This is a genomic window from Pseudarthrobacter sp. MDT3-1, from assembly GCF_054510755.1.
Genome location: NZ_JBTNDX010000002.1, coordinates 49,157 through 68,030 on the forward strand (window position 1 = coordinate 49,157; position 18,874 = coordinate 68,030).

General features: G+C 61.0%; 17 protein-coding genes and 1 pseudogene. 7 read left to right on the plus strand and 11 right to left on the minus strand.

Annotated features, from left to right (window positions below):
* Positions 1–175 precede the first annotated feature (175 nt).
* A complete protein-coding gene (locus ACX80X_RS01610) occupies positions 176–1,351 on the plus strand; it encodes a lipopolysaccharide biosynthesis protein (RefSeq protein ID WP_459311021.1) in 1,176 nt (391 codons plus the stop codon).
* A 7-nt stretch (positions 1,352–1,358) separates the two neighbouring features.
* On the opposite strand, the gene ACX80X_RS01615 is transcribed toward ACX80X_RS01610, so the two are convergent.
* The 4 genes from ACX80X_RS01615 to ACX80X_RS01630 are packed head-to-tail and all read right to left on the minus strand — an operon-like array spanning position 1,359 to position 5,574.
* The gene (locus ACX80X_RS01615) at positions 1,359–2,351 is read right to left on the minus strand and encodes a glycosyltransferase (RefSeq protein WP_252600134.1); all 993 of its coding nucleotides are present in this window, start codon (positions 2,349–2,351) and stop codon (positions 1,359–1,361) included.
* A 13-nt stretch (positions 2,352–2,364) separates the two neighbouring features.
* Complete coding sequence (locus tag ACX80X_RS01620; protein ID WP_252600135.1) at positions 2,365–3,789, minus strand: sugar nucleotide-binding protein; 1,425 nt, start codon at positions 3,787–3,789, stop codon at positions 2,365–2,367.
* Between the two features lie 3 nt (positions 3,790–3,792).
* Complete coding sequence (gene rfbB, locus ACX80X_RS01625; RefSeq protein ID WP_252600136.1) at positions 3,793–4,791, minus strand: dTDP-glucose 4,6-dehydratase; 999 nt, start codon at positions 4,789–4,791, stop codon at positions 3,793–3,795.
* A 9-nt stretch (positions 4,792–4,800) separates the two neighbouring features.
* A complete protein-coding gene (locus ACX80X_RS01630; RefSeq protein ID WP_252600137.1) occupies positions 4,801–5,574 on the minus strand; it encodes a glycosyltransferase in 774 nt (257 codons plus the stop codon).
* A 168-nt stretch (positions 5,575–5,742) separates the two neighbouring features.
* Between ACX80X_RS01630 and ACX80X_RS01635 the strand changes: the two genes are divergently transcribed.
* Genes ACX80X_RS01635 through rfbA form a run of 5 tightly spaced genes read left to right on the plus strand, consistent with a single transcriptional unit; the run spans position 5,743 to position 9,612 of the window.
* Positions 5,743–6,495, plus strand: a complete 753-nt coding sequence (locus tag ACX80X_RS01635) for a glycosyltransferase family 2 protein (protein ID WP_252600138.1) — start codon at positions 5,743–5,745, stop codon at positions 6,493–6,495.
* Positions 6,495–6,884 (plus strand): DUF2304 family protein, encoded by a 390-nt coding sequence (locus ACX80X_RS01640; RefSeq protein WP_459311129.1) that lies wholly within the window; start codon positions 6,495–6,497, stop codon positions 6,882–6,884. Before ACX80X_RS01635 ends, ACX80X_RS01640 begins: the two co-directional genes overlap by 1 nt.
* Before the next feature lie 2 nt (positions 6,885–6,886).
* Positions 6,887–7,780 (plus strand): glycosyltransferase, encoded by an 894-nt coding sequence (locus ACX80X_RS01645; RefSeq protein ID WP_252600139.1) that lies wholly within the window; start codon positions 6,887–6,889, stop codon positions 7,778–7,780.
* Between the two features lie 5 nt (positions 7,781–7,785).
* Positions 7,786–8,688: a glycosyltransferase gene (locus ACX80X_RS01650; RefSeq protein ID WP_252600140.1), complete on the plus strand. Its 903-nt coding sequence runs from the start codon at positions 7,786–7,788 to the stop codon at positions 8,686–8,688.
* 60 nt (positions 8,689–8,748) lie between these two features.
* Positions 8,749–9,612, plus strand: a complete 864-nt coding sequence (gene rfbA, locus ACX80X_RS01655; RefSeq protein ID WP_252600152.1) for a glucose-1-phosphate thymidylyltransferase RfbA — start codon at positions 8,749–8,751, stop codon at positions 9,610–9,612.
* A 61-nt stretch (positions 9,613–9,673) separates the two neighbouring features.
* Here rfbA and ACX80X_RS01660 read toward each other — a convergent pair whose 3' ends face one another.
* Positions 9,674–9,832 carry a hypothetical protein gene (locus tag ACX80X_RS01660; protein ID WP_252600141.1) on the minus strand — a complete coding sequence of 53 codons (159 nt, stop codon included), beginning with the start codon at positions 9,830–9,832 and terminating at the stop codon, positions 9,674–9,676.
* On the opposite strand from ACX80X_RS01660, the gene ACX80X_RS01665 reads away from it, so the two are divergent.
* On the plus strand, positions 9,765–11,663 hold the full coding sequence (locus ACX80X_RS01665) for a DUF6541 family protein (RefSeq protein ID WP_308216181.1): 1,899 nt from the start codon (positions 9,765–9,767) through the stop codon (positions 11,661–11,663). The genes ACX80X_RS01660 and ACX80X_RS01665 overlap by 68 nt on opposite strands.
* Before the next feature lie 58 nt (positions 11,664–11,721).
* Here the strand turns inward: ACX80X_RS01665 and ACX80X_RS01670 are convergent, their stop codons facing one another.
* The 6 genes and pseudogenes from ACX80X_RS01670 to glf all read right to left on the minus strand — a co-directional run bounded on the left by ACX80X_RS01670 (position 11,722) and on the right by glf (position 18,678).
* On the minus strand, positions 11,722–13,398 hold the full coding sequence (locus ACX80X_RS01670; protein WP_459311025.1) for an acyltransferase family protein: 1,677 nt from the start codon (positions 13,396–13,398) through the stop codon (positions 11,722–11,724).
* 176 nt (positions 13,399–13,574) lie between these two features.
* Positions 13,575–13,856 (minus strand): annotated as a pseudogene (locus tag ACX80X_RS01675) (acyltransferase family protein); the annotation flags it as partial.
* Between the two features lie 18 nt (positions 13,857–13,874).
* Positions 13,875–14,600, minus strand: coding sequence for an ABC transporter ATP-binding protein (locus tag ACX80X_RS01680; protein WP_252598219.1), 726 nt, complete (start codon positions 14,598–14,600; stop codon positions 13,875–13,877).
* Positions 14,601–15,482 carry an ABC transporter permease gene (locus tag ACX80X_RS01685; RefSeq protein ID WP_459309410.1) on the minus strand — a complete coding sequence of 294 codons (882 nt, stop codon included), beginning with the start codon at positions 15,480–15,482 and terminating at the stop codon, positions 14,601–14,603.
* A complete protein-coding gene (locus ACX80X_RS01690; RefSeq protein WP_459311027.1) occupies positions 15,479–17,494 on the minus strand; it encodes a glycosyltransferase in 2,016 nt (671 codons plus the stop codon). The genes ACX80X_RS01685 and ACX80X_RS01690 overlap by 4 nt, the downstream gene beginning before the upstream one ends.
* Positions 17,491–18,678 carry a UDP-galactopyranose mutase gene (glf, locus tag ACX80X_RS01695; protein ID WP_104062236.1) on the minus strand — a complete coding sequence of 396 codons (1,188 nt, stop codon included), beginning with the start codon at positions 18,676–18,678 and terminating at the stop codon, positions 17,491–17,493. The genes ACX80X_RS01690 and glf overlap by 4 nt, the downstream gene beginning before the upstream one ends.
* Positions 18,679–18,874 lie beyond the last annotated feature (196 nt).

The window sequence follows — 18,874 nt, forward strand, 5'->3', positions numbered from 1 at the left end:
GATTCGCTGAGCCATGCGGGGTAGGATTCAGGTCGGCATGCTAGGGACTCCCCCGGGCTGCATGTATCTTTTGAGGATCGGAGACCTACAGTTGGCTTCAAGAGCCGCTCCTGCTTTGCTTCGTCGGTTCGGTGGGTTTGCCACTTCGCTTGTTTTCTCAACGGCCATCAATCTGTTGGCAATCCCTTTTGTCATAGCTACCTTAGGTAAGAACACGTGGGGTGAACTGGCGCTGTCACAGGCGACGGCGGCTATCTTCGGAATCATTGTCGCTTTTGGGTGGGGAACCGTCGGCGCCGCAATGGTGGCATCGTTTCCGGACGAGAAACGTCCACAGATGTTCATGGATTCGCTGGTCAGCCGGGTCTACCTCTTCCTGTTTGCCACGCCAGTGATGTATGTCGTGATGATGCTCATAAGTAAGATCGATGCACCCGTGGCCGCGTTGGCTTCCGTGGCCTACATCCTGCCCTTTGTCGGTGCCTCGTGGTTCTTCATCGGCCAAGCCAAGCCATGGAAACTGTTTCTTTTTGACGTGCTTCCCCAGGGCTTAGGCACTGTGGCAGGCGTTGTGCTGATCCAGTTCTTCCCCGAACCCATCGTTTTTGTACTCTCGCTACTGGCCTTCAACCTGGCGGCTGTCGTCCTAGGCGCAGTCGGCGCACTTTCCGGGACGGGGCACCCCCCGAAGGCTGATCTTCACCTCATCCACGCCATTGGACGCCTGCGGGACCAAAAATACGGTGTCATCGCAGCGGGAACGGGGAGTCTCAACAGCAACCTGCCTATGCTTGCCGTTAACCAGGTGGTCGCAGCAGCCCTCCCCCAATACGCTTTGGCAGATAAACTCTTCCGTTTCGCCGTGGCTGGATTTGGCCCTGTGCTCCAAGTGATTCAGGGATGGATTCCGGAAGCAGGCCCGGCCAGGAGTTCCCACCGGATCCGTACTGTGGCAGGTCTTGCCCCCATCGTCGGGTTGCTTGCCGGACTCCTTCTGGCCCTCCTGACGCCGTGGGCGAGCCCGCTCTTCTCCGGTGGCGTCATCATCATCGACTACAGCCTCAGCATTCCGTTCGGGCTGATTCTCGCCGGCGTAATCGTTGCCCAGGTAGTGGGCCTGGCCTGCCTCATCCCGCTGGGCAGGGGTGCCGCCCTGGCAAAGTCGACTGCGATCGGTGCCGCCGTCAATGTTCCTCTGATGTTTGCGCTCGGCATCGCCTTCGGCGCTCCCGGCGTTGCCTGGGCCGTAGCTCTGGCTGAGTTGGTCGTTGCCGGATACCAGATCATGGTGGTACGTGACAGCCTCAGGCACGTCGTTCAGCCGCCCATCCCCTCGGCGGAAGCGCACTAAAGGGCAGCTACTTCCGACGCCCCTTGGCGAATAGTTCAACCGGAGCACCGGCAACAAATTCCACGAAACACGGCAAAGCAATGTCGCCGCTGCGCAGACCCGCGACCAGAGCGCGCGAGGTCGGCACCCAGCCGTGTCCCGTTTCGAAGGCAGCCACCCCGGCGTCCAGGCCCGGAGCACCCGGAACAACCCGTTCCCGCAGGGCGTCAGCCATGACCCTGCGCCAGCCGAAGCTCAGGTCGTTGGCAGTCCTGAGCAAGGCAAGCGGACTGCTGCTGCCCTGGAATTTCCGGGACAGCGCGGTCACGTGCTCAAAGGACTTAGCGAGGCTCTTCCTGCCACCGACCTCACCGAGGACGTTGCCGCCGTGCTGCACGTAATCCTGGACAATATCGTCGACCACGAGCGCACCGCCGGTGGCTTTCGCGCAGACAGCCAGCCAGTGGTCATGTACCTGCGAGATGGTGTTCAGACGCGGGAACGGCAGTGCAAGGTCCAGCAGTTCGCGCCTGAAAACGCACAGGCTCCCGGTCACCTGGTTCTGGGCCAGCAACGCATCCAGCGAAACGTTCTTCCGCTGCGTCGATGCCGTCACCACCTGCTTGCCCGGAAGCCTGACGACTCGCGCCTGCGCCGCCACGAGGCTGACATCAACCAGGTGCGGCACAAGCGTTTCGAGCTTCGACGGGTACCAGGAGTCATCCTGGTCCGACAATGCCACCCACTTCGCGTCTGCGGGGACGTGCTCGAGGACGCGTTCGAAGTTGCCGTAGAACCCCAATCTGTCCTCGAACCCGATCACTCGGAACCGTTCGTCGCTTCCAAGTTCCCTGGCCACGAAGTCGCGGACGTCAGCGAAACCGCCGTCGGCCGAGATGAGGCACTGGAAATGTGCGTGCGTCTGGTTCTGGATGGATCTCAGCTGGGCCCGGAAGAGCTCCCAGTCCGGCTGATACGCCGCCAGGGCGACCACGCCGAACGTACTGGAATCGTACTGCATAGGTCGGGCCGCCCTATTCCGCTGCCGTCCGCTGTCCGAGGTACTCTTCCAGCACGTCCCGGGCCTGCCGCGGTTTGAAACCCGAGTTCTTGATCTTGCCCAGGTCCAGAGCGCTGTTCAACGGTCGCGGTGCGGCAACCTTGCCCTTGAAGTACTCTTCGGTGCTCACACCGGTAACGGCCGACCTGGGCCGGCCCGAAAGCTCGTACACGTCCGCGGCGATGTCCGCCCAGGACTGCGGCTCGCCGTCGTTACTGAGGTTATAGGTGCCGTAATCCGCGCGGGAGTCCAGGAGGTGCTGGATGCCTGCCGCGATGTCCTCGGTGAAGCTGAGCCGTCCGATCTGGTCATTGACGACAGCCGGCTCGATGCCGCGGCCGGCGAGGGATGCCATAGTGCGGACGAAGTTGTTGCCTTCCCCGATGACCCAGCTGGTCCGAACGATGTAGTGGCGGGGAACGACGCTTACGACGGCGTCGCCGGCTGCCTTCGTCTGGCCATAAACACCCAGCGGAGTGAACGCTTCAGCCTCATCGTGGCTCTCGCGAACGCCGTCGAATACGTAGTCGGAGGAAACGTGCACCAGGGTGAGGTCATGCTCGACGGCGGTCCTGGCCAGCCGAGACACCGCGGCAACGTTGACGGCCCAAGCAGCTGTGCGGCCCTCGGCGGTTTCCGCAGCGTCGACGGCGGTGTAAGCGGCAGCGTTGATGATCGTCGAGTAGTTCCCCCAGTTCCGTTCCGCGAAGGACGCTTCGCTGGCCAGGTCGAATCCGGACCGGCCGGCGAACTCGACGGTCGCGTCGCCGTCGTACAGTTCCCGCAGTGACTTGCCCAACTGCCCGTCGGCACCGACCACGAGGATCTTCTTCGCCGGCATCGGCACGACGTCCGCGAGGCGGGGGTGGGCCTTGTCCTTATCGGAAAGCTCTGCCTCCTCGAGCGGGACAGGCCACGAAATTGCGGACGTCTCGTCCGCGAGGTTCAGGAACGTGTACTGACCCTGAGCATCGGCCGACCAGTGGTCGTTGACGAGGTAGGTGTAGGCGGTGTTGTCTTCCAACGTCTGGAAGGCGTTGCCCACGCCGCGGGGAATGAAGATTGCCTGGCTCGGATCGAGTTCAGCGGTGAAGACGGCGCCGAACGAAGGCCCTTCGCGCAGGTCGACCCAGGCGCCGAAAATCTTGCCTGTGGCGACCGAGATGAACTTGTCCCACGGTTCAGCATGGATCCCGCGGGTGGTGCCGGCCTTTTCGTTGAACGAAATATTATTCTGAACGGGGCGGAAGTCCGGCAGACCCAGGGCCACCATCTTTTCCCGCTGCCAGTTTTCCTTGAACCAGCCGCGGTTGTCACCGTGGACCGGAAGGTCATAAAGAACGACGCCGGGGATCGGGGTTTCGTGCGCGGTCAGCTTCTTAGAGAACTCGATCGACATCGTCTACTGGCCCTGTTCCTTGTACTTGGCTTCGGTCTGGGCCTTCTGTGGCCGCCACCAGCTTTCGTTGTCGCGGTACCAGGCGATGGTGTCCTCGATGCCGGCGTCGAAGTTGGAGAACTTCGGCTCCCAGCCGAGCTCGTCGCGGAGCTTGGCGGAGTCGATCGCGTAGCGCAGGTCGTGGCCGGGGCGGTCCACCACGTGGTCGTAGGCGTCCGGGGACTGGCCCATGTGCTTGAGGATCAGCTCCACAACGTCCTTATTATTCTTCTCACCGTCGGCGCCGATCAGGTAAGTCTCGCCGATCGTGCCGTTTGCAATGATTGCCAGCACGGCCGAGGAGTGGTCGTTGGCGTGGATCCAGTCCCGGATGTTCTCACCCTTCCCGTACAGCTTGGGACGGATCCCGTCGATCACGTTGGTGATCTGACGCGGGATGAACTTCTCCACGTGCTGGTACGGGCCATAGTTGTTCGAACAGTTGCTGATGGTGGCCTGCAGCCCGAAGGAACGCACCCATGCGCGGACGAGCAGGTCCGAACCGGCCTTCGTGGAGGAATACGGGCTGGAGGGGTTGTACGGGGTCTGCTCCGTGAACCGTTCGGGGTCATCGAGCTCCAGGTCCCCGTAAACCTCGTCGGTGGAGATGTGGTGGAAGCGCTTGTTGTGCTTCCGGGCCGCTTCGATGAGCGTGTACGTGCCGATGATGTTCGTGTCAAGGAACGGCCGGGGATCATGCAGGGAGTTGTCGTTGTGCGATTCGGCGGCGTAGTGCACCACGACGTCGGCGTCAGCCACTAGCGTGTCCACCAGGGCGGCGTCGCAGATGTCACCCTGCACGAACTGGAAACGCTCCTCCGGGAGCCCGCTCAGAGATTCCAGGTTGCCTGCGTACGTCAGCTTGTCAAGGACAGTGACGTGATCCTCAGTGTTCTCGAGGACGTAGTGGACAAAATTGGAACCGATGAAGCCGGCACCGCCGGTGACAAGGAGTTTCTGCATTCAGCCAGCTTAGCGTCTCGAACCCTGCGTACGGTTGCTGCGGACCCTGCGCAATCCTTCCATCATCAGCCGGACAATCATGATCCTCGCCGCGGCAATCCTGCGCATGGACCGGAATCCTGCAGGAGTCTCGTTCTGTTCGTGGAGTCGGCGGAGCAATGACGGCGCATCCAAGTGGACGATCGAGCCGGCCAAATTTCCGCATATTGCGAACCACAAATCATGGGACTCGCGGACATAACCGGGTATCGGCGTCACCACAGAAAGCAAGTCGCGCCTGAACGCCATGCCACACCCGTAGTAGGCACGGTACCCCACTAAAATGCCGAAAAGGTTGACTAGGTTCCGAGGATCCATGCTTGGTTTTAGCGGCGGAATCCATGGTCTGGGACCACCGCCAAGCATCGCGAAATTGGTAGCCACCATGCGGGCAGATTTCAGGGCTTCAAGCATTCGATTGACTCGTCCCGCAACCCACAGGTCATCTTGGTCGGACAGGAAAATGAACTGCCCTTTGCTCGCAAGGACGGCAGTCTCGAAAGCACGGACGTATCCGACGTTGCGAGGGCTCTGGATCAACCTCAGCCTTGCGTCAGTGAAAGTTTGGATGATTTCCAGTGTGTTGTCGGGTGAGGCATCGTCGACTATTAGGAGTTCGTCGTCGGGACCGAGCTCATTTAGGATCGAAGCGATTTGCTCGGCGATGAACGAGGCACCCCGGTAACTTGCCATGCATACACTGACACGGATGTCGTTGGGCAGGGGGGCTTGCTCGCTCGTCATGAAACTGAGACTAGCCGATGGCAGCTAGGCGTCAGAACTGCAGGCTGTAGGTGGGGATCTGAATCGACGGCCACCATACGTGCCGCGGGACCAATAGAGTTGCTGTGCGCGGACTGCAATGTGACAGCGCGTCATCCGCCCCCAGTGCGTTGATATAGTTGGGATAATATGCGCAATTTGGAAAACAACCGGGTCTTGGTCATTATGCCGGCGTGGAACGAGGCGGATTGCGTAGGTGCAACCGTGTCCGAAGTGCTGAGCCTTAAAGAGCCCTACGACGTACTCGTAGTCAACGACGGTTCAACGGACAATACGGCCGACATAGCAGCCGCGGCAGGTGCCACGGTCCTTAACCTGCCTTTCAACCTCGGCGTCGGCGGCGCCATGCGCGCGGGATTCAGGTATGCCCAACGGCTCGGCTACGCGCAGGTGATCCAGGTGGACGCCGATGGTCAGCACGACCCCCGCAACATCCGGGAAGTACTCAACGGCCTGGCTTCAGCCGACATCTCGATCGGGGCACGATTCGCCAACCGTGGCGACTACACAGTCACCGGTCCGCGGAAATGGGCCATGAAATTTCTAGCTGCCGTGCTGACCCGGTTAGCGAAAACACCGTTGACGGACGTCACGTCCGGATTCCGGGCCGGAAACATCCGGGCAATCGCGCAGTATCTTGACCACTATCCCGCCGAATATCTGGGCGATACCATCGATTCCCTTGTGGTGGCCATCCGCTCTGGGCTGACCGTAACGCAGGTGCCAGTTGAGATGCGTCCCCGTCAAGGCGGCACGCCAAGCCACCACCCGATCAAAGCGGCCGTCTACCTGGGACGTTCGTTCTTCGCCCTTGCGTTTGCGCTGACCCGCAAGCGGTCGCACCTAACCCTATCGCTTCCCACCATGGCAGGACAAAAATGATGCCCAACATAGCGGCCTTCCTTTTGGCGTTAGCCATCGTGGGGCTCGTAACCGAGATGCTTCGCCGCAAGAAACTCCGCGAAAAATACGCCATTTGGTGGCTTGTAGTTGGCGTCGCGACGCTGGTTCTCGCAGCATTTCCCCAACTCCTCGTAATAGTTTCCCAAGTCCTGGGCGTGCAACTGCCATCCAACCTGCTGTTCATCCTGAGCATCCTGATGCTGCTCGGCGTCTGCCTTCACCTCTCCTGGGAAATATCCGTTGTTGAAGAAGAAACGCGTGTTTTGGCGGAGGAGGTAGCCATCCTGCGTATTCAGATCGAACGCATCAACAACCTGTCCGCCGCTCCGCAGGAGGGCGGAGCCCACCACCCCGAAAGCAATATTTGAGCATGGCAAAATCCCTCGATATCTGTGTCCCCTACTGGGGCGACCCGGACTACATGAAGCTCACCATCGACAGCGTGCTGTCCCAACGTGATCCTCGGTGGTTTCTCACAGTCATTGATGATGCGTACCCCGATCCGACCATTGAGAACTACGTTTCCGACCTCGCCGACAGCCGCATCACCTACGTGAAAAAACCTGAAAACGAAGGCATTACGGCAAGTTTCCGGACGGCCGTACGGATGGCGTCGCAGGACCTCGTCACTGTGGTCGGCTGCGACGATATCCTCCTGCCCAACTACGTGGAAACTATCCTGGCCGCCCATGATTCCTTCCCGGAGGCGGATATTATCCAGCCCGGCGTCAGGGTCATTGATGCATCCGGCGGACCGGCCAGCACGCTGGTTGACGCTGTTAAGCAGAAGCTACTTCGGCCAAGAATTTCCGAAGCCACCCTGCTTTCCGGCGAAAAGCTGGCCACCAGCCTGCTCCACGGAGATTGGCTGTACTGGCCCTCGTTGACCTTCAAGACGGCATCGATACGGACCGTGGACTTCCGAAACGAGTTCTCCGTCATTCAGGATCTGGCGCTGATCATGGACATGATCATGCAGGACCGGTCGCTGCTCCTGGTTCCAACGGAATGCTTCGCTTATCGTCGCCACTCCGAGAGCGCCTCGTCGATGCTCATAATGGGCGGCGCCCGCTTCTCCGGCGAGCGGGAATACTTTGCGCTCGCCGCCCAGCTCGCCACCAGAAAGGGCTGGCGCAAGGCTGCCACAGCCGCACACCTGCGCCTGACATCGCGCGCTCACGCACTCTCACTCCTGCCCACCCTCATGAAGAACAAGGACGGCCGGGGCCTCCGGATGATGGCCCGACACGGTCTGGGGGCATAACGGACATGGAGCTCGAACCAGTCACAGTAGCCGTAGTCAGCACCTTCAACCCCCACCCAAACCTCCTCGACAACTGTGTCGCCCTGTTGGCGCAATGCGCCGAAGTTATCGTGGTGGACGACGGCAGCAGCGCACCGGACGAGCATGTCTTCAATGCTGTCGCGGGACTGGGCTGCACCGTGCTGAGGCTGCCCAAGAACGCCGGAATCGCGGCGGCACTCAATAGCGGTGTGGACTTCGCCCGGGAGCGTCAACGGCGTCTGGATTTCATCCTCACCATGGATCAAGACTCGCTTGTGGAACAGGGGTTCGTTGATGAGCTCACACGGGCCGCCGCCGCTGCGCAGTCAGCTGGTGTCAGGGTGGGAGTGGTCGCACCTGGAACCGTTAGCGGGCTGCCGAGCCGCGCACGGAAACTGGTGCGGAACATAGTCATAGGCGATGAGCCGGTCCAATCCGGTCTGCTCATTCCAGCCGAAACGCTGGACGCAATCGGAAACTTCAACGAAGCACTTTTCATCGATGGTGTGGACAGCGACTTCTATTTGCGGGCGAAGGCCGAGGGCTTGAACTGCATCATCGCCCCGGATGCCTCACTTACGCACTCGCTCGGCACGATGGTCCCGGCCAGCATCGGCCCCTGGACTGTTACGTGGCGCGGGAAGCCGGTCATGATACGAACGGCCGCGAGCTGGCGCTACTACTACATCGTCCGGAACCGTATACTCTTGGGACGAAAGTTCGCCCTTCGAGAGCCATACTGGGTGCTGCGTGGAGTTCTTGGCGACGCCAGGCACCTTCTGCTGGTCACCGTTCTCGCCTCGGGCAGGGGTGAACGCCTGTCCAGCGCGGCCGAGGGTCTGAGCGCCGGCGTGCGCGGCAGTACCGGACCGCGCCGAACCGCCTAGAAGGGGCTTACCGGCGTTCCCGTTTTGGCGCTTGGTCAGCTGTGGTGAATGATTGAACCCATGCGTGGAATTATATTGGCCGGCGGAACTGGGTCCCGGCTACACCCGATTACTCTTGGCATCAGCAAGCAGCTCGTCCCTGTTTACGACAAGCCGATGATCTACTATCCGCTCTCCACGCTCATTCTTGCGGGGATCCGGGACATTCTGATCATCACCACCCCGCATGACGCTGAACAGTTCCAGCGGTTGCTGGGCGATGGCTCTCAGTTTGGTATCAACCTGAGCTACGTGCAGCAGCCTTCCCCCGATGGCCTAGCCCAGGCTTTCGTCCTCGGTGCTGAGCATATCGGCAACGAGACCGTTGCGCTGGTTCTGGGCGACAACATCTTCTACGGCCAGGGAATGGGAACCCAGCTGCGGCGCCATGCCGACATCGACGGTGGGGCCGTCTTCGGCTATTGGGTCAAGGATCCGAAAGCCTATGGCGTTGTCGAGTTCGACGACGCCGGCAAAGCGCTCTCCCTGGAAGAAAAGCCGGAAAAGCCGCGCAGCCACTACGCGGTCCCAGGACTGTATTTCTACGACAACGACGTCATCGAAATCGCCCGGAACCTCAAACCGTCCCCACGTGGTGAACTGGAAATCACCGACGTGAACCGGACCTACCTGGAGAGGGATAAGCTTCAGGTGGAGATCCTGCCGCGAGGCACTGCTTGGCTGGACACTGGGACCTTCAATGACCTCAGCGATGCCTCGAACTTCATCCGCACGGTGGAGAACCGTCAAGGCCTCAAGATCGGTGCGCCTGAAGAAATCGCCTGGCGCAATGGCTTCCTCACTGACAACGAGCTGCGCGAACGCGCCGAGCCGCTCGTGAAGAGTGGCTACGGAAGCTATCTCTTAGGGCTCTTAGAGGACTAGGGCGGCCGGGCCGGAATCAACTCCCGGTCCCCCTGCCCGCATTCTGTCGTTCTCGTGGAGTCTAAATGAGCTGGTTTTCTACCGTACCAATCGTGGCTGCGTGCTTGGCGCTGCTCTTCCTGCCAGGATCGCTGATCCTTTTCGCCCTTGGTTTGCGAAAACCGGCATTCATTGCCGTGGCCCCGCCACTGACGGTCAGTTTGGTGGCTGTGATTGCCATCGTGGCTCCATTCCTTGGGATCGCGTGGTCGCCTTTACCGGTTGTTGCCGGCACTGTCCTTGCGGCCGCGGCTATCTTCGGCTTAAGAAAGTTGATCGAACGACGCGGGCCCCGCGCTAACCACCAACGTCTGGCATTCACTAGGCCGACTTGGATCCACGCCATTGCCGCGGCAGGATTCGTCATCGGCTCAGGATCCATTGCGCTCCAGCTTCACCAGGCTTTCGGTAGGCCAGAGAGCATCTCGCAAACATTCGACAATGTTTTCCATTTGAATGCTGTGCGGTACGTTCTTGAGTCCGGCAATGCCTCCTCAATGACGCTCACCGGGATGACCAACGGTGACAACCCGCCGTACTTCTACCCCGCTGCCTGGCACGGGGTAGCGTCACTACTCATCCAGATCACCGGCGCACCGTTGACCGTCTCAGTCAATGTCCTCAACCTGTGCATCGCGGCCGCGGTGTGGACGCTGGGGTGTATGTTCCTCGTGCGGTCGATTTTGGGGCCGAACCCTTACGCCGTCGGGGCAGCCGGGATTCTGGCGGCAGGTTTCGGTTCCTTTCCAATCCTCCTGCTCGACTTCGGCGTCCTGTACCCCAACTTCCTGTCCGTCAGCATGATTCCGGCGTCCCTTGCCTGCGTGAACATCTTTTTCGGAACCAGCAAGCTGTCCGGTTTCGGAACGGTGGCGCGTTACTCCCTGGCCCCGCTGGCCGCAATCGCGGTAGCAATCGCGCACCCGAATGGCGTGATGTCCCTGATCGCGCTGTCGATTCCCGTCGTGGTTTCCGCCTTCGTAATTTTCTCCGTGGCGCGCCGCCGGAACGGCAACACGGTTCGGCTCAGTCTCCTGGCAGGAGCGGCCCTGATTGTCGTCCTGGGGATCATTGCTGTCCTCTGGAAGTTCGTACGTCCTCCGGAGGCTGCGGCAACCTGGTTACCGGTGCAAACTCCTGGGCAGGCCGTCGGCGAAGTTCTGACTAACTCCGCGATGCTCCGCCCTCCGGCCTGGGCAGTCAGCATTCTCGTCATCACTGGACTTGTCTACGTCCTTCGGCGACACCGTTTTATCTGGCTCGCCGGCTCCTTCCTCATAGTGGCCGGTTTGTTCGTGGTCGTATCAGCCGGCCCTGCCGGCTGGGTCCGCAACATCCTGACAGGTGTCTGGTACAACGACAGCTACCGCCTCGCGGCTTTGCTGCCGGTAACAGCCGTTGCCCTTGCGTCAATCGGTGCCGCATGGGTGCTTCACGCGCTGCAGATGCGCCTTCGCGCCGCCACGGAGCGCCGAAGGCTGCCCGCTCTGCTCATGAGGCCGTCCATCTCTTCCGTCATTTTGCCAGTGGTCTTCTTCGCCGCCATCGCCGGTGCTCAGGCGCCGCCCATGATTACCCCTGTACGCTCGGCCCAGGCTAACTACTCAACGACTCCGGGCTCTCCGCTAGTTAGTTCTGACGAGTTGGCGCTGATCGATGAGCTGGACAATTTTGTCCCTGCAGGCGCAACCATCGCCGTGAACCCATGGACCGGGGGGGCAATGGCCTTCGCCATCGCCGACCGCAACACAACGTCCAAGCACACGCTAACGACGTACACCAAGGCAACGGAACTGCTGAACGACAAGCTTCGGGAAGCAAGCACTGATCCTGCCGTGTGCGCAGCGGCCCGGGCCGACAACGTCAGCTACGTGCTCGATTTCGGTACCAGCGAAGTCCATGGAGGAAATCACGGCTTCGTCGGGCTGCAGATCCCGGACGCCACACCCGGCTTCGAACTCCTCGCGCAGCACGGCGAGGCCAAGCTATTCAAGGTAACCGCCTGCGGCTGACTTGTCGCGCAGCGGCCAGGCAGCTCCGCTGGCATCCTTTACAGGACGTCCGCATGCCTCAGAGCCGGAGCAGTTGCCCCAGCGGCGAGGCAAGGGTCCGGGCGAAACTGTTGGTCATGTGGTTGTCCCGGTAGACCAGCACATTGCCAACGACGGACGGGCAGGCCCCGTCTGCGCAGAAGTAGGGGTAGAAGTCGATGACCTCCACGCCGGGAACCCTCGATGCCGCTGCAGCCAACAGATCCTCCGGACGGTCCTCGGCGCGCTGCTTCACTGTGCATGCGTCCGCGACCGGACCATGGGACTGGACGCAGTCCGGTGCCGCAAAGTCAGGATAGGGAATATCCATCACAACGGCGACCCTGATGCCGGCGTCCCGAAGTGGCTTGAGCATGGCCACATACCCGGACACGAGCGACTCCGGATCCTTCCAGCCCCATTGCAGGGCACGCCGGTATCCTGAGGGCGTCATTCCGGACACCACTACGAGATCAGGCTTCCGGTGCAGTATCCGCTCCAGTGATACGAGGTTCTGGTTGGGACAGTTGTGGAAGACCGTATCCGAGGACTCGGGCGGCGCGGCTGAAAAAGGACAACCGTTCCGGACCATCGCCTGCACGTTCCAGTCGGCTTGCTCCCCCACAAGCAGCAGGGGGTCAACCAGCTGGGCCGCATGCGAGTCACCCACTACCAGGATGGTCCGCTCCGCATCAGGACGGCCGTAACGGCATGCCTCATCGCCCATTGTCGAAGGATCGAACGCGCCGCACTCGTTGCCGCCCGTCAACGGCACGTCCTTCATCGCCACCGCCGGGTCGGGCCGCAGCGCCAGCCCAGAGGGAACTGCAGCCGGCCGGTCCCGGTCGAGCGCCATCGCGCCCGGATACTGGCGGATGTTGAGGGCACCGTCCAGCTGCTGGGATTTCGCTTCGACGATTCCCAGGGCGCCGCCGCCGCAAGGAAAGTCGCAGCCACCAGTCCCGACGCCATGACAAACGCGCCGCGGTGGCGGAACCGGCCGCTGGGGCCGGCCGCGGGGCTCCCCAGCGGATGCCGGAGCGGCCGGCGGAACCTTTGTTCGAAGACGTAATAGGACGCAATCGCCGCGGCCAGACTGATAAGCGCTATCACCGATCCATGAAGGATTCCTGGCGCCCTGCCCAGGCGGAAAACGTAGAAAACCACCACCGGCCAGTGCCACAGGTAAAGGGAATACGAGATGTCCCCGAGGTATTTGGACGGCCCGATAGCGAGCACCGACGATGCGCTGAAGCGCCCGGCGTCGTCCGTCTTTTCCGGTCGGGGTGCCCGCCGCCAGCACCAGGACCGTTGCCACGACGGGGACCAGCGCCACATAGCCTGGAAAATCCATGAAGGTGGAGAGGGTGAAGGCGCACCACAAAACCGCCGCCAGCCCGGCCCACCCCAGAAGCCGCCCGGTCCGTTCCCCCAGCTGCAACCGCGGGGCGGTCAGTGCGAGGATGCCGCCGAGGCCGAGTTCCCAGACACGGGTAGATGTGGCGAAGTAGGCGACGTCATGGTCCGCTGCCGAGAAAGCGATGCTGTGGACAAATGACACCGCTGACAGCGCAACGATCAGGTAGAGACACGCCGTTTTCCTGGGCAGGCCGGACTTTCGGGCCAAGGCGGCCGCAGCCAACAGGCACAGCGGCACCACCAGGTAGAACTGCTCCTCGACGGCCAGCGACCAATAATGTTGGACGGGCGATAACAAGGGCCGTGGCTCCTTCGTAGCTGCCGGAGGCGAACGCCTGGTTCCAGTTCTGGACCTGCAGGGCCGCCATGACCACGTCGAAGGAGATCGACCGCCATCGGCTTTGCGGGAAGTAGGAGCACCATCGCCGCGAGGGTTGCCAGCAGGACCAGGCTGGCCGCCGGGAGCAGCCGCCTGATCCGCTTTGCGTAAAAGGACCGCACGGACACCCGTCCGGTGGCCTCGACTTCGCGGACGAGCGATCCGACGATGAGGAAACCCGAGATGACAAAGAAGACGTCGACGCCAACAAAGCCGCCCGGCAGTACCTGCGGCCAGATGTGGTAGCCGATGACCAGCCCCACGGCCACTGTCCTGAGGCGTTGGATGTCGCGCCGAGGCGCAGGCAAAGATGACACAACTACCTTCCGTTGAGAGCGATAGTTGTCCGCTCCGTTGCTGGACGTTCTCTCCCGCACGAGCGGGCTGGCCTGCTGCTAGGAGCGCAGCATTGCCACGGCGTCGTGAATCGGCCCGTCGAAGAGCACGTTTCCGTGCTCCAGCAGGATTCCCCGCGCGCAGATGCGCGACACCAGGTCAAGGTCATGGCTGACCACCACGAGCGTCTTCCCGTTCCGGGCCAGTTCCTGGATCTTGTCGATGCACTTCCGCTGGAAGGGCTCGTCCCCGACGGCGAGAATCTCGTCAATCAGGAACACTTCAGGATCCGTGTGCACGGCAACCGAGAACGCCAGCCTCAGGTACATGCCCGAGGAGTAGAACTTCACCTCGGTGTCGATAAACTGGCCGATCTCGGAAAACTCGACGATGTCGTCAAAGCGGTCGTTGACCTGCTGTTCGGTCATGCCCAGGATGGCGCCGTTGAGGAACACGTTGTCGCGGCCGGAAAGGTCCGGGTGGAATCCCGCCCCCACTTCGATCAGGCCCGCTACGCGGCCCCGAGTCCGCACCGTGCCGGAGTCCGGCAGCATCACGCCTGAAATGTGCTTCAGCAGCGTGGATTTTCCGGATCCGTTCAGTCCGAGGAGCGCGACCGTTTCGCCTGTCTTCACTTCCACCGAGACGTTCTTCAGGGCGTGGAATTTCTCCGACAGGTCGCCCTTCCGCCCCTTGGCTAGCCAGACCACGGCCTCCTTGATGGACCGGGTATGGCGCAGCACGAACTGCTTGCTGATGTCAGAGACTTCGATTGCGTTGACCACTCACAGCTCCTGCGCGAAGCGGCCCTCGAGCCGCCGAAAAGTGAATTGGCCCAGAACCAGGACCAAGAGTGCAATTGCCAGTCCCACAGGTGTCCAGAGGCTGAACAGATTGGGAGGCATGGCAGCGGATCCATCTGTCGTCGGGAACCAGAAGGCATAGTGGAAGAGCTCGACGCCGATCGTCACCGGATTTGCCTGGTAGACGGCGAACGCAGTTGTGCCGAGTTTCTGCTCAACCATGGTCCACGCGTACATCACGGGTGAGGCCCAAGTCGCTACCATCAGCAACATGTCCACGAGGTTTTCGGAGTCGCGGAAGTAGACGTTGGCGGCACCGAATAGCAACCCCAGACCGGTTGCAAGCAAGCCAACAATCGCAAAGCCGGCAACGGCCGCAAGAAGCTGGAAGACGTCTGGGTGCCACCCAGCAAAAAGGCAGCCTGCCACCAGCACCACCAGCTGAGGGAAGAAGTGGACAGCCGAGACCCATACGGACGCAACTGGGAATAGCTCGCGCGGAAGATAGATCTTCTTAATCAAGTTGCCGTTGTTGACTATCGACCTGGCCGCATTGCCCAACGCCTCCGAGAAAAAATTGATCAGGACGATGCCTGAAAACAGGTAAACGGCGTAGTTGGACAGCCCGTCGGGGTTCCTCGGACTGCGTTCCAGCCCGAGGAACACACCAAGTGCCACATAGAAAACAATGAACTGCACACCGGGCTTAACGTAGGACCACAGGAGTCCAAGAACGGAACCGCGGTAGCGGACCTTGAGTTCCTTCCGCACCAACAGTTTCAGCAGAAAGCTCGACTGGCGAAGATCGCGTAGGCCACCGCCAAGTCCGGGCGTGGTTAGTTCCCCGGGACTGATCCCGCTCACTTGACCTCGTTCTGAGTGTGTTGCTCGAACGTCTTCCTCCAGGACTCAATCGACGTGAGGTCGTTCATTGCGGCCTTGTATTTCCGGCTGAGTTGCGGCCAGTCCTTGAGGAGTTCGGCGTGCAGGCGCGCGCTTTCGGCCAGCATCTTCCGGAGCTGCTTCGGATCGCGACGGTACCAGGACGCGCCGGTACCCTCTGCGTTGGACACCACGGCGCTGTCGAACTGGGCCATCCGCCACCAGCGGTTGTCTTGGTGGGCCACGGTGGCCTGCGGCCGCTCGGCGCTTGATCCGCTGACCGGGGAGGCCAACTGCCGGATCACGGTCTTGGCTGCCCAAGGAATCAGCGAGATCTTGGACGGTTGGGAGATCCCGTGTCCCCGGCGCGGAGGCTTGTCCATTTTCGGAGCCGGGAACTCGTCCGGGTCGGGGCGGAACACGGAATCAGAGTACCCTGACATCATTTCCCGGATCTGGGGCAGCTTGGCCGGGAGCAGGTCCCGCAGCGCCTCCGGACCCTTCAGGATGTCCTCAAGGGCCCATCCACGGCCGTGCGCGGTGGCGTACTGCATCGACACCAGGTGCTTGACATCGATGTACTGGGATTCCCTGACGACGCGTCCACCATGTTCATAGGGGCTGTGCAGCAGCGCTGCAACCACCCGGTTACGGGCGTGGAAATAAGCCTGCCAACCAACCAGATCGTCTTTGTCGATCCAAGATACATGCCAGACGGCTGAACCGGGCAGAGAGACCGTGGGGACGCCATGAGCCTTCGCTCGAAGTCCGTATTCTGAATCGTCCCACTTGATGAATAGCGGTAGGGAGAGCCCGATTTCGCGAATCACCTTCGTCGGAATCAGGCACATCCACCAGCCGTTGTAATCCACATCGCAGCGGCGGTGCAGCCAGGACGTCTGGCGGAGGTTTGAGGACATGAAGTCGTGTCCAAGAATCATCTCTTCGTTGGGCAGCGACGGTTGGAACCGGTATGGGTTCACGACTTCGCCGAACGTATGAAGGACTGTCCGGTTGTACAGGTCGAACATGTGTCCGCCGACAATCGTAGGAGTCTTGCAGCGGTCCGCGAACGTCAGCAGCCTAATGATGCTTTCAGGCTCGACGACGACGTCATCATCCATCAGCAGTACGTAGTCGCTGCCATTCTCTACAGCTTCGAACATCCCCCGGGCAAAACCTCCGGAGCCTCCGAGGTTGGACTGGTTGATAATCCGCAGTTTCCCCTGCAGGGAATCCCGGACCTCCGAAAAGCCTTCCGCATCCGCAACCTTCTGGGATCCCTGGTCGACGATCAGGATTTCGTGGACGTGTTCCAGCGCCTCGCCGCTCTCAGCGAGAAGCCGCAAGTTGTTGAGGCAGAAGTCCGTCTTGTTAAGCGTCGTGATCTGCAGCGTCACCGATCCAGGCTGGCTTTCGGCCACCGGGCCCTGCCATTCCGCGTCCAGCATGACGAGCGGTTCCGAGCCGGCCACGAGATCGAACCAGTACCACCCGCCGTCGCCGAACGGTGCTAGGGACAGTTCGAAGAAATTCTCCGAAAAGCCCTCCACCCTGCGGGTGTCCACGCGCTGCAGCGAACCGCGCGCGTTCGACTTATAGACAATGACGGATCCGGTCCCTTGCGTGCGCACATGCAGGCGGACCTTCTCAACGCGGGTCCACCGGCGCCAATAGCTGGCAGGAAAAGCGTTGAAGTAGCTACCGAAAGAGACGCGCTCCCCGGACCGGACGGACGTCGAGAAGCGTGATAGAAAGTCCTCAACGTGAGCTTCCTTCGTCGGGCTGCTGAAGGCTTGCGGCTTCTTGGCCTTTCCGTCGCGGTCGCCGACAGTGGGCAGCTGGATACCGGTGGCCGTGCCCATGTCCATGTACAGCGGCACAGTGTCCATTTGGCTTGAACTGGGCAGGATAACGCGCTGGAGCGTATCCCAGCGTTCTTCGTTCGCCTGTGAGCTTTCGGTGCCGTTCGTGCTTTCAGTTGAGACACTCATGCGTCTACGCCTCCGCTTTCAAGCTTCGCTCCGCCTTCGAAATGAGGCCGAATCTGGTTGTCGAACATGGTCAAGGCTGAGCCTATGGCCATGTGCATATCGAGGTATTTGTACGTGCCTAGCCGTCCGCCAAAGAGAACGTCCTTCTCAGCTGCGGCAAGGTCGCGATACTTCAGCAGGCGTTCCCGGTCTGTGGGCGTATTGATCGGGTAGTAGGGCTCGTCGCCCTTTTCTGCGGCACGGGAGAATTCGCGCATGATGACGGTCTTTTCCGTCTGGTACTCGCGCTCGGGGTGGAAGTGGCGCGGCTCAATAATGCGCGTGTACGCCACCTCGGCGTCGTTGTAGTTGACCACCGACGTTCCCTGGAAATCTCCGACGTCGAGTACTTCCTTTTCGAAGTCGATGGTGCGCCACGAAAGGTCGCCCTCTGCGAAGTCGAAGTAACGGTCCACCGGACCGGTGTAGATCACGGGGATGTTGCCGACGACCTTGTCCTTGCTATATTCGTGCGACTCGTCGAAGAAGTCGGTGTTGAGCCGAACTTCGATGTTCGGGTGTTCCGCCATCTTTTCGATCCAGGCCGTGTAGCCGTTCGTCGGCAGGCCCTCGTACTTGTCGTTGAAGTACCGGTTGTCGTAGTTGTAGCGCACCGGGAGGCGGGAGATGATGCCGGCGGGCAGGTCCTTGGGATCGGTCTGCCACTGTTTGCCGGTGTAGTGCTTGATGAACGCCTCATAGAGCGGCCGTCCGATGAGCTGGATGCCCTTGTCGTTCAGGTTCTGCGGATCCGTCCCAGCGAGCTCGCCGGCCTGTTCCTGGATCAGCGCCTGCGCCTGGCCAGGCGTCAGGTTGGCGCGGAAGAACTGGTTGATGGTGGCCAGGTTGATGGGCAGTGAGTAGACCTCGCCCTTGTGAACGCCGTAGACCTTGTGGACGTAGTTCGTGAAAGTGGTAAACCGGTTCACGTACTCCCACACGCGTTCGTTCGAAGTGTGGAACAGGTGGGCGCCGTAACGGTGCACCTCGATCCCGGTCTGCTCTTCCTTTTCGCTGTACGCGTTTCCACCGATGTGGTGGCGGCGGTCGATGACGACCACCTTCAAGCCGAGCTCAGTGGCGGCCTGTTCTGCGATTGTCAGGCCGAAAAAGCCAGACCCTACGATGACGAGGTCAGCGGTCACAAAATCTCCTGGTTCGAATGCGGGCAGCGCAATGTTGCGCATTGTCTGCTGCACCAGCCTACCCGAGACCCCATCGTGACCTACTAATCCGGTGCTCCCGCCCTTGTCCACATACGGCACGTCGCCTCACGACACCGTCCCGCGTGATGGCTAGCTTAGAGACAAGCTGACCGTTAGGACTTACACATCATGTTGC

Excerpts from the sequence above, each read along its gene's own strand:
- ACX80X_RS01640 (WP_459311129.1), top strand. The coding sequence starts at position 6,495 with ATGCCCAACATAGCGGCCTTCCTTTTGGCGTTAGCCATCGTGGGGCTC.
- rfbB (WP_252600136.1), bottom strand. The coding sequence starts at position 4,791 with ATGCAGAAACTCCTTGTCACCGGCGGTGCCGGCTTCATCGGTTCCAAT.
- ACX80X_RS01660 (WP_252600141.1), bottom strand. The coding sequence starts at position 9,832 with ATGGCAATCACAGCCACCAAACTGACCGTCAGTGGCGGGGCCACGGCA.
- ACX80X_RS01620 (WP_252600135.1), bottom strand. The coding sequence starts at position 3,789 with ATGTCGATCGAGTTCTCTAAGAAGCTGACCGCGCACGAAACCCCGATC.
- ACX80X_RS01645 (WP_252600139.1), top strand. The coding sequence starts at position 6,887 with ATGGCAAAATCCCTCGATATCTGTGTCCCCTACTGGGGCGACCCGGAC.
- ACX80X_RS01635 (WP_252600138.1), top strand. The coding sequence starts at position 5,743 with ATGCGCAATTTGGAAAACAACCGGGTCTTGGTCATTATGCCGGCGTGG.
- ACX80X_RS01630 (WP_252600137.1), bottom strand. The coding sequence starts at position 5,574 with ATGACGAGCGAGCAAGCCCCCCTGCCCAACGACATCCGTGTCAGTGTA.
- ACX80X_RS01690 (WP_459311027.1), bottom strand. The coding sequence starts at position 17,494 with ATGAGTGTCTCAACTGAAAGCACGAACGGCACCGAAAGCTCACAGGCG.
- ACX80X_RS01650 (WP_252600140.1), top strand. The coding sequence starts at position 7,786 with ATGGAGCTCGAACCAGTCACAGTAGCCGTAGTCAGCACCTTCAACCCC.
- ACX80X_RS01615 (WP_252600134.1), bottom strand. The coding sequence starts at position 2,351 with ATGCAGTACGATTCCAGTACGTTCGGCGTGGTCGCCCTGGCGGCGTAT.
- rfbA (WP_252600152.1), top strand. The coding sequence starts at position 8,749 with ATGCGTGGAATTATATTGGCCGGCGGAACTGGGTCCCGGCTACACCCG.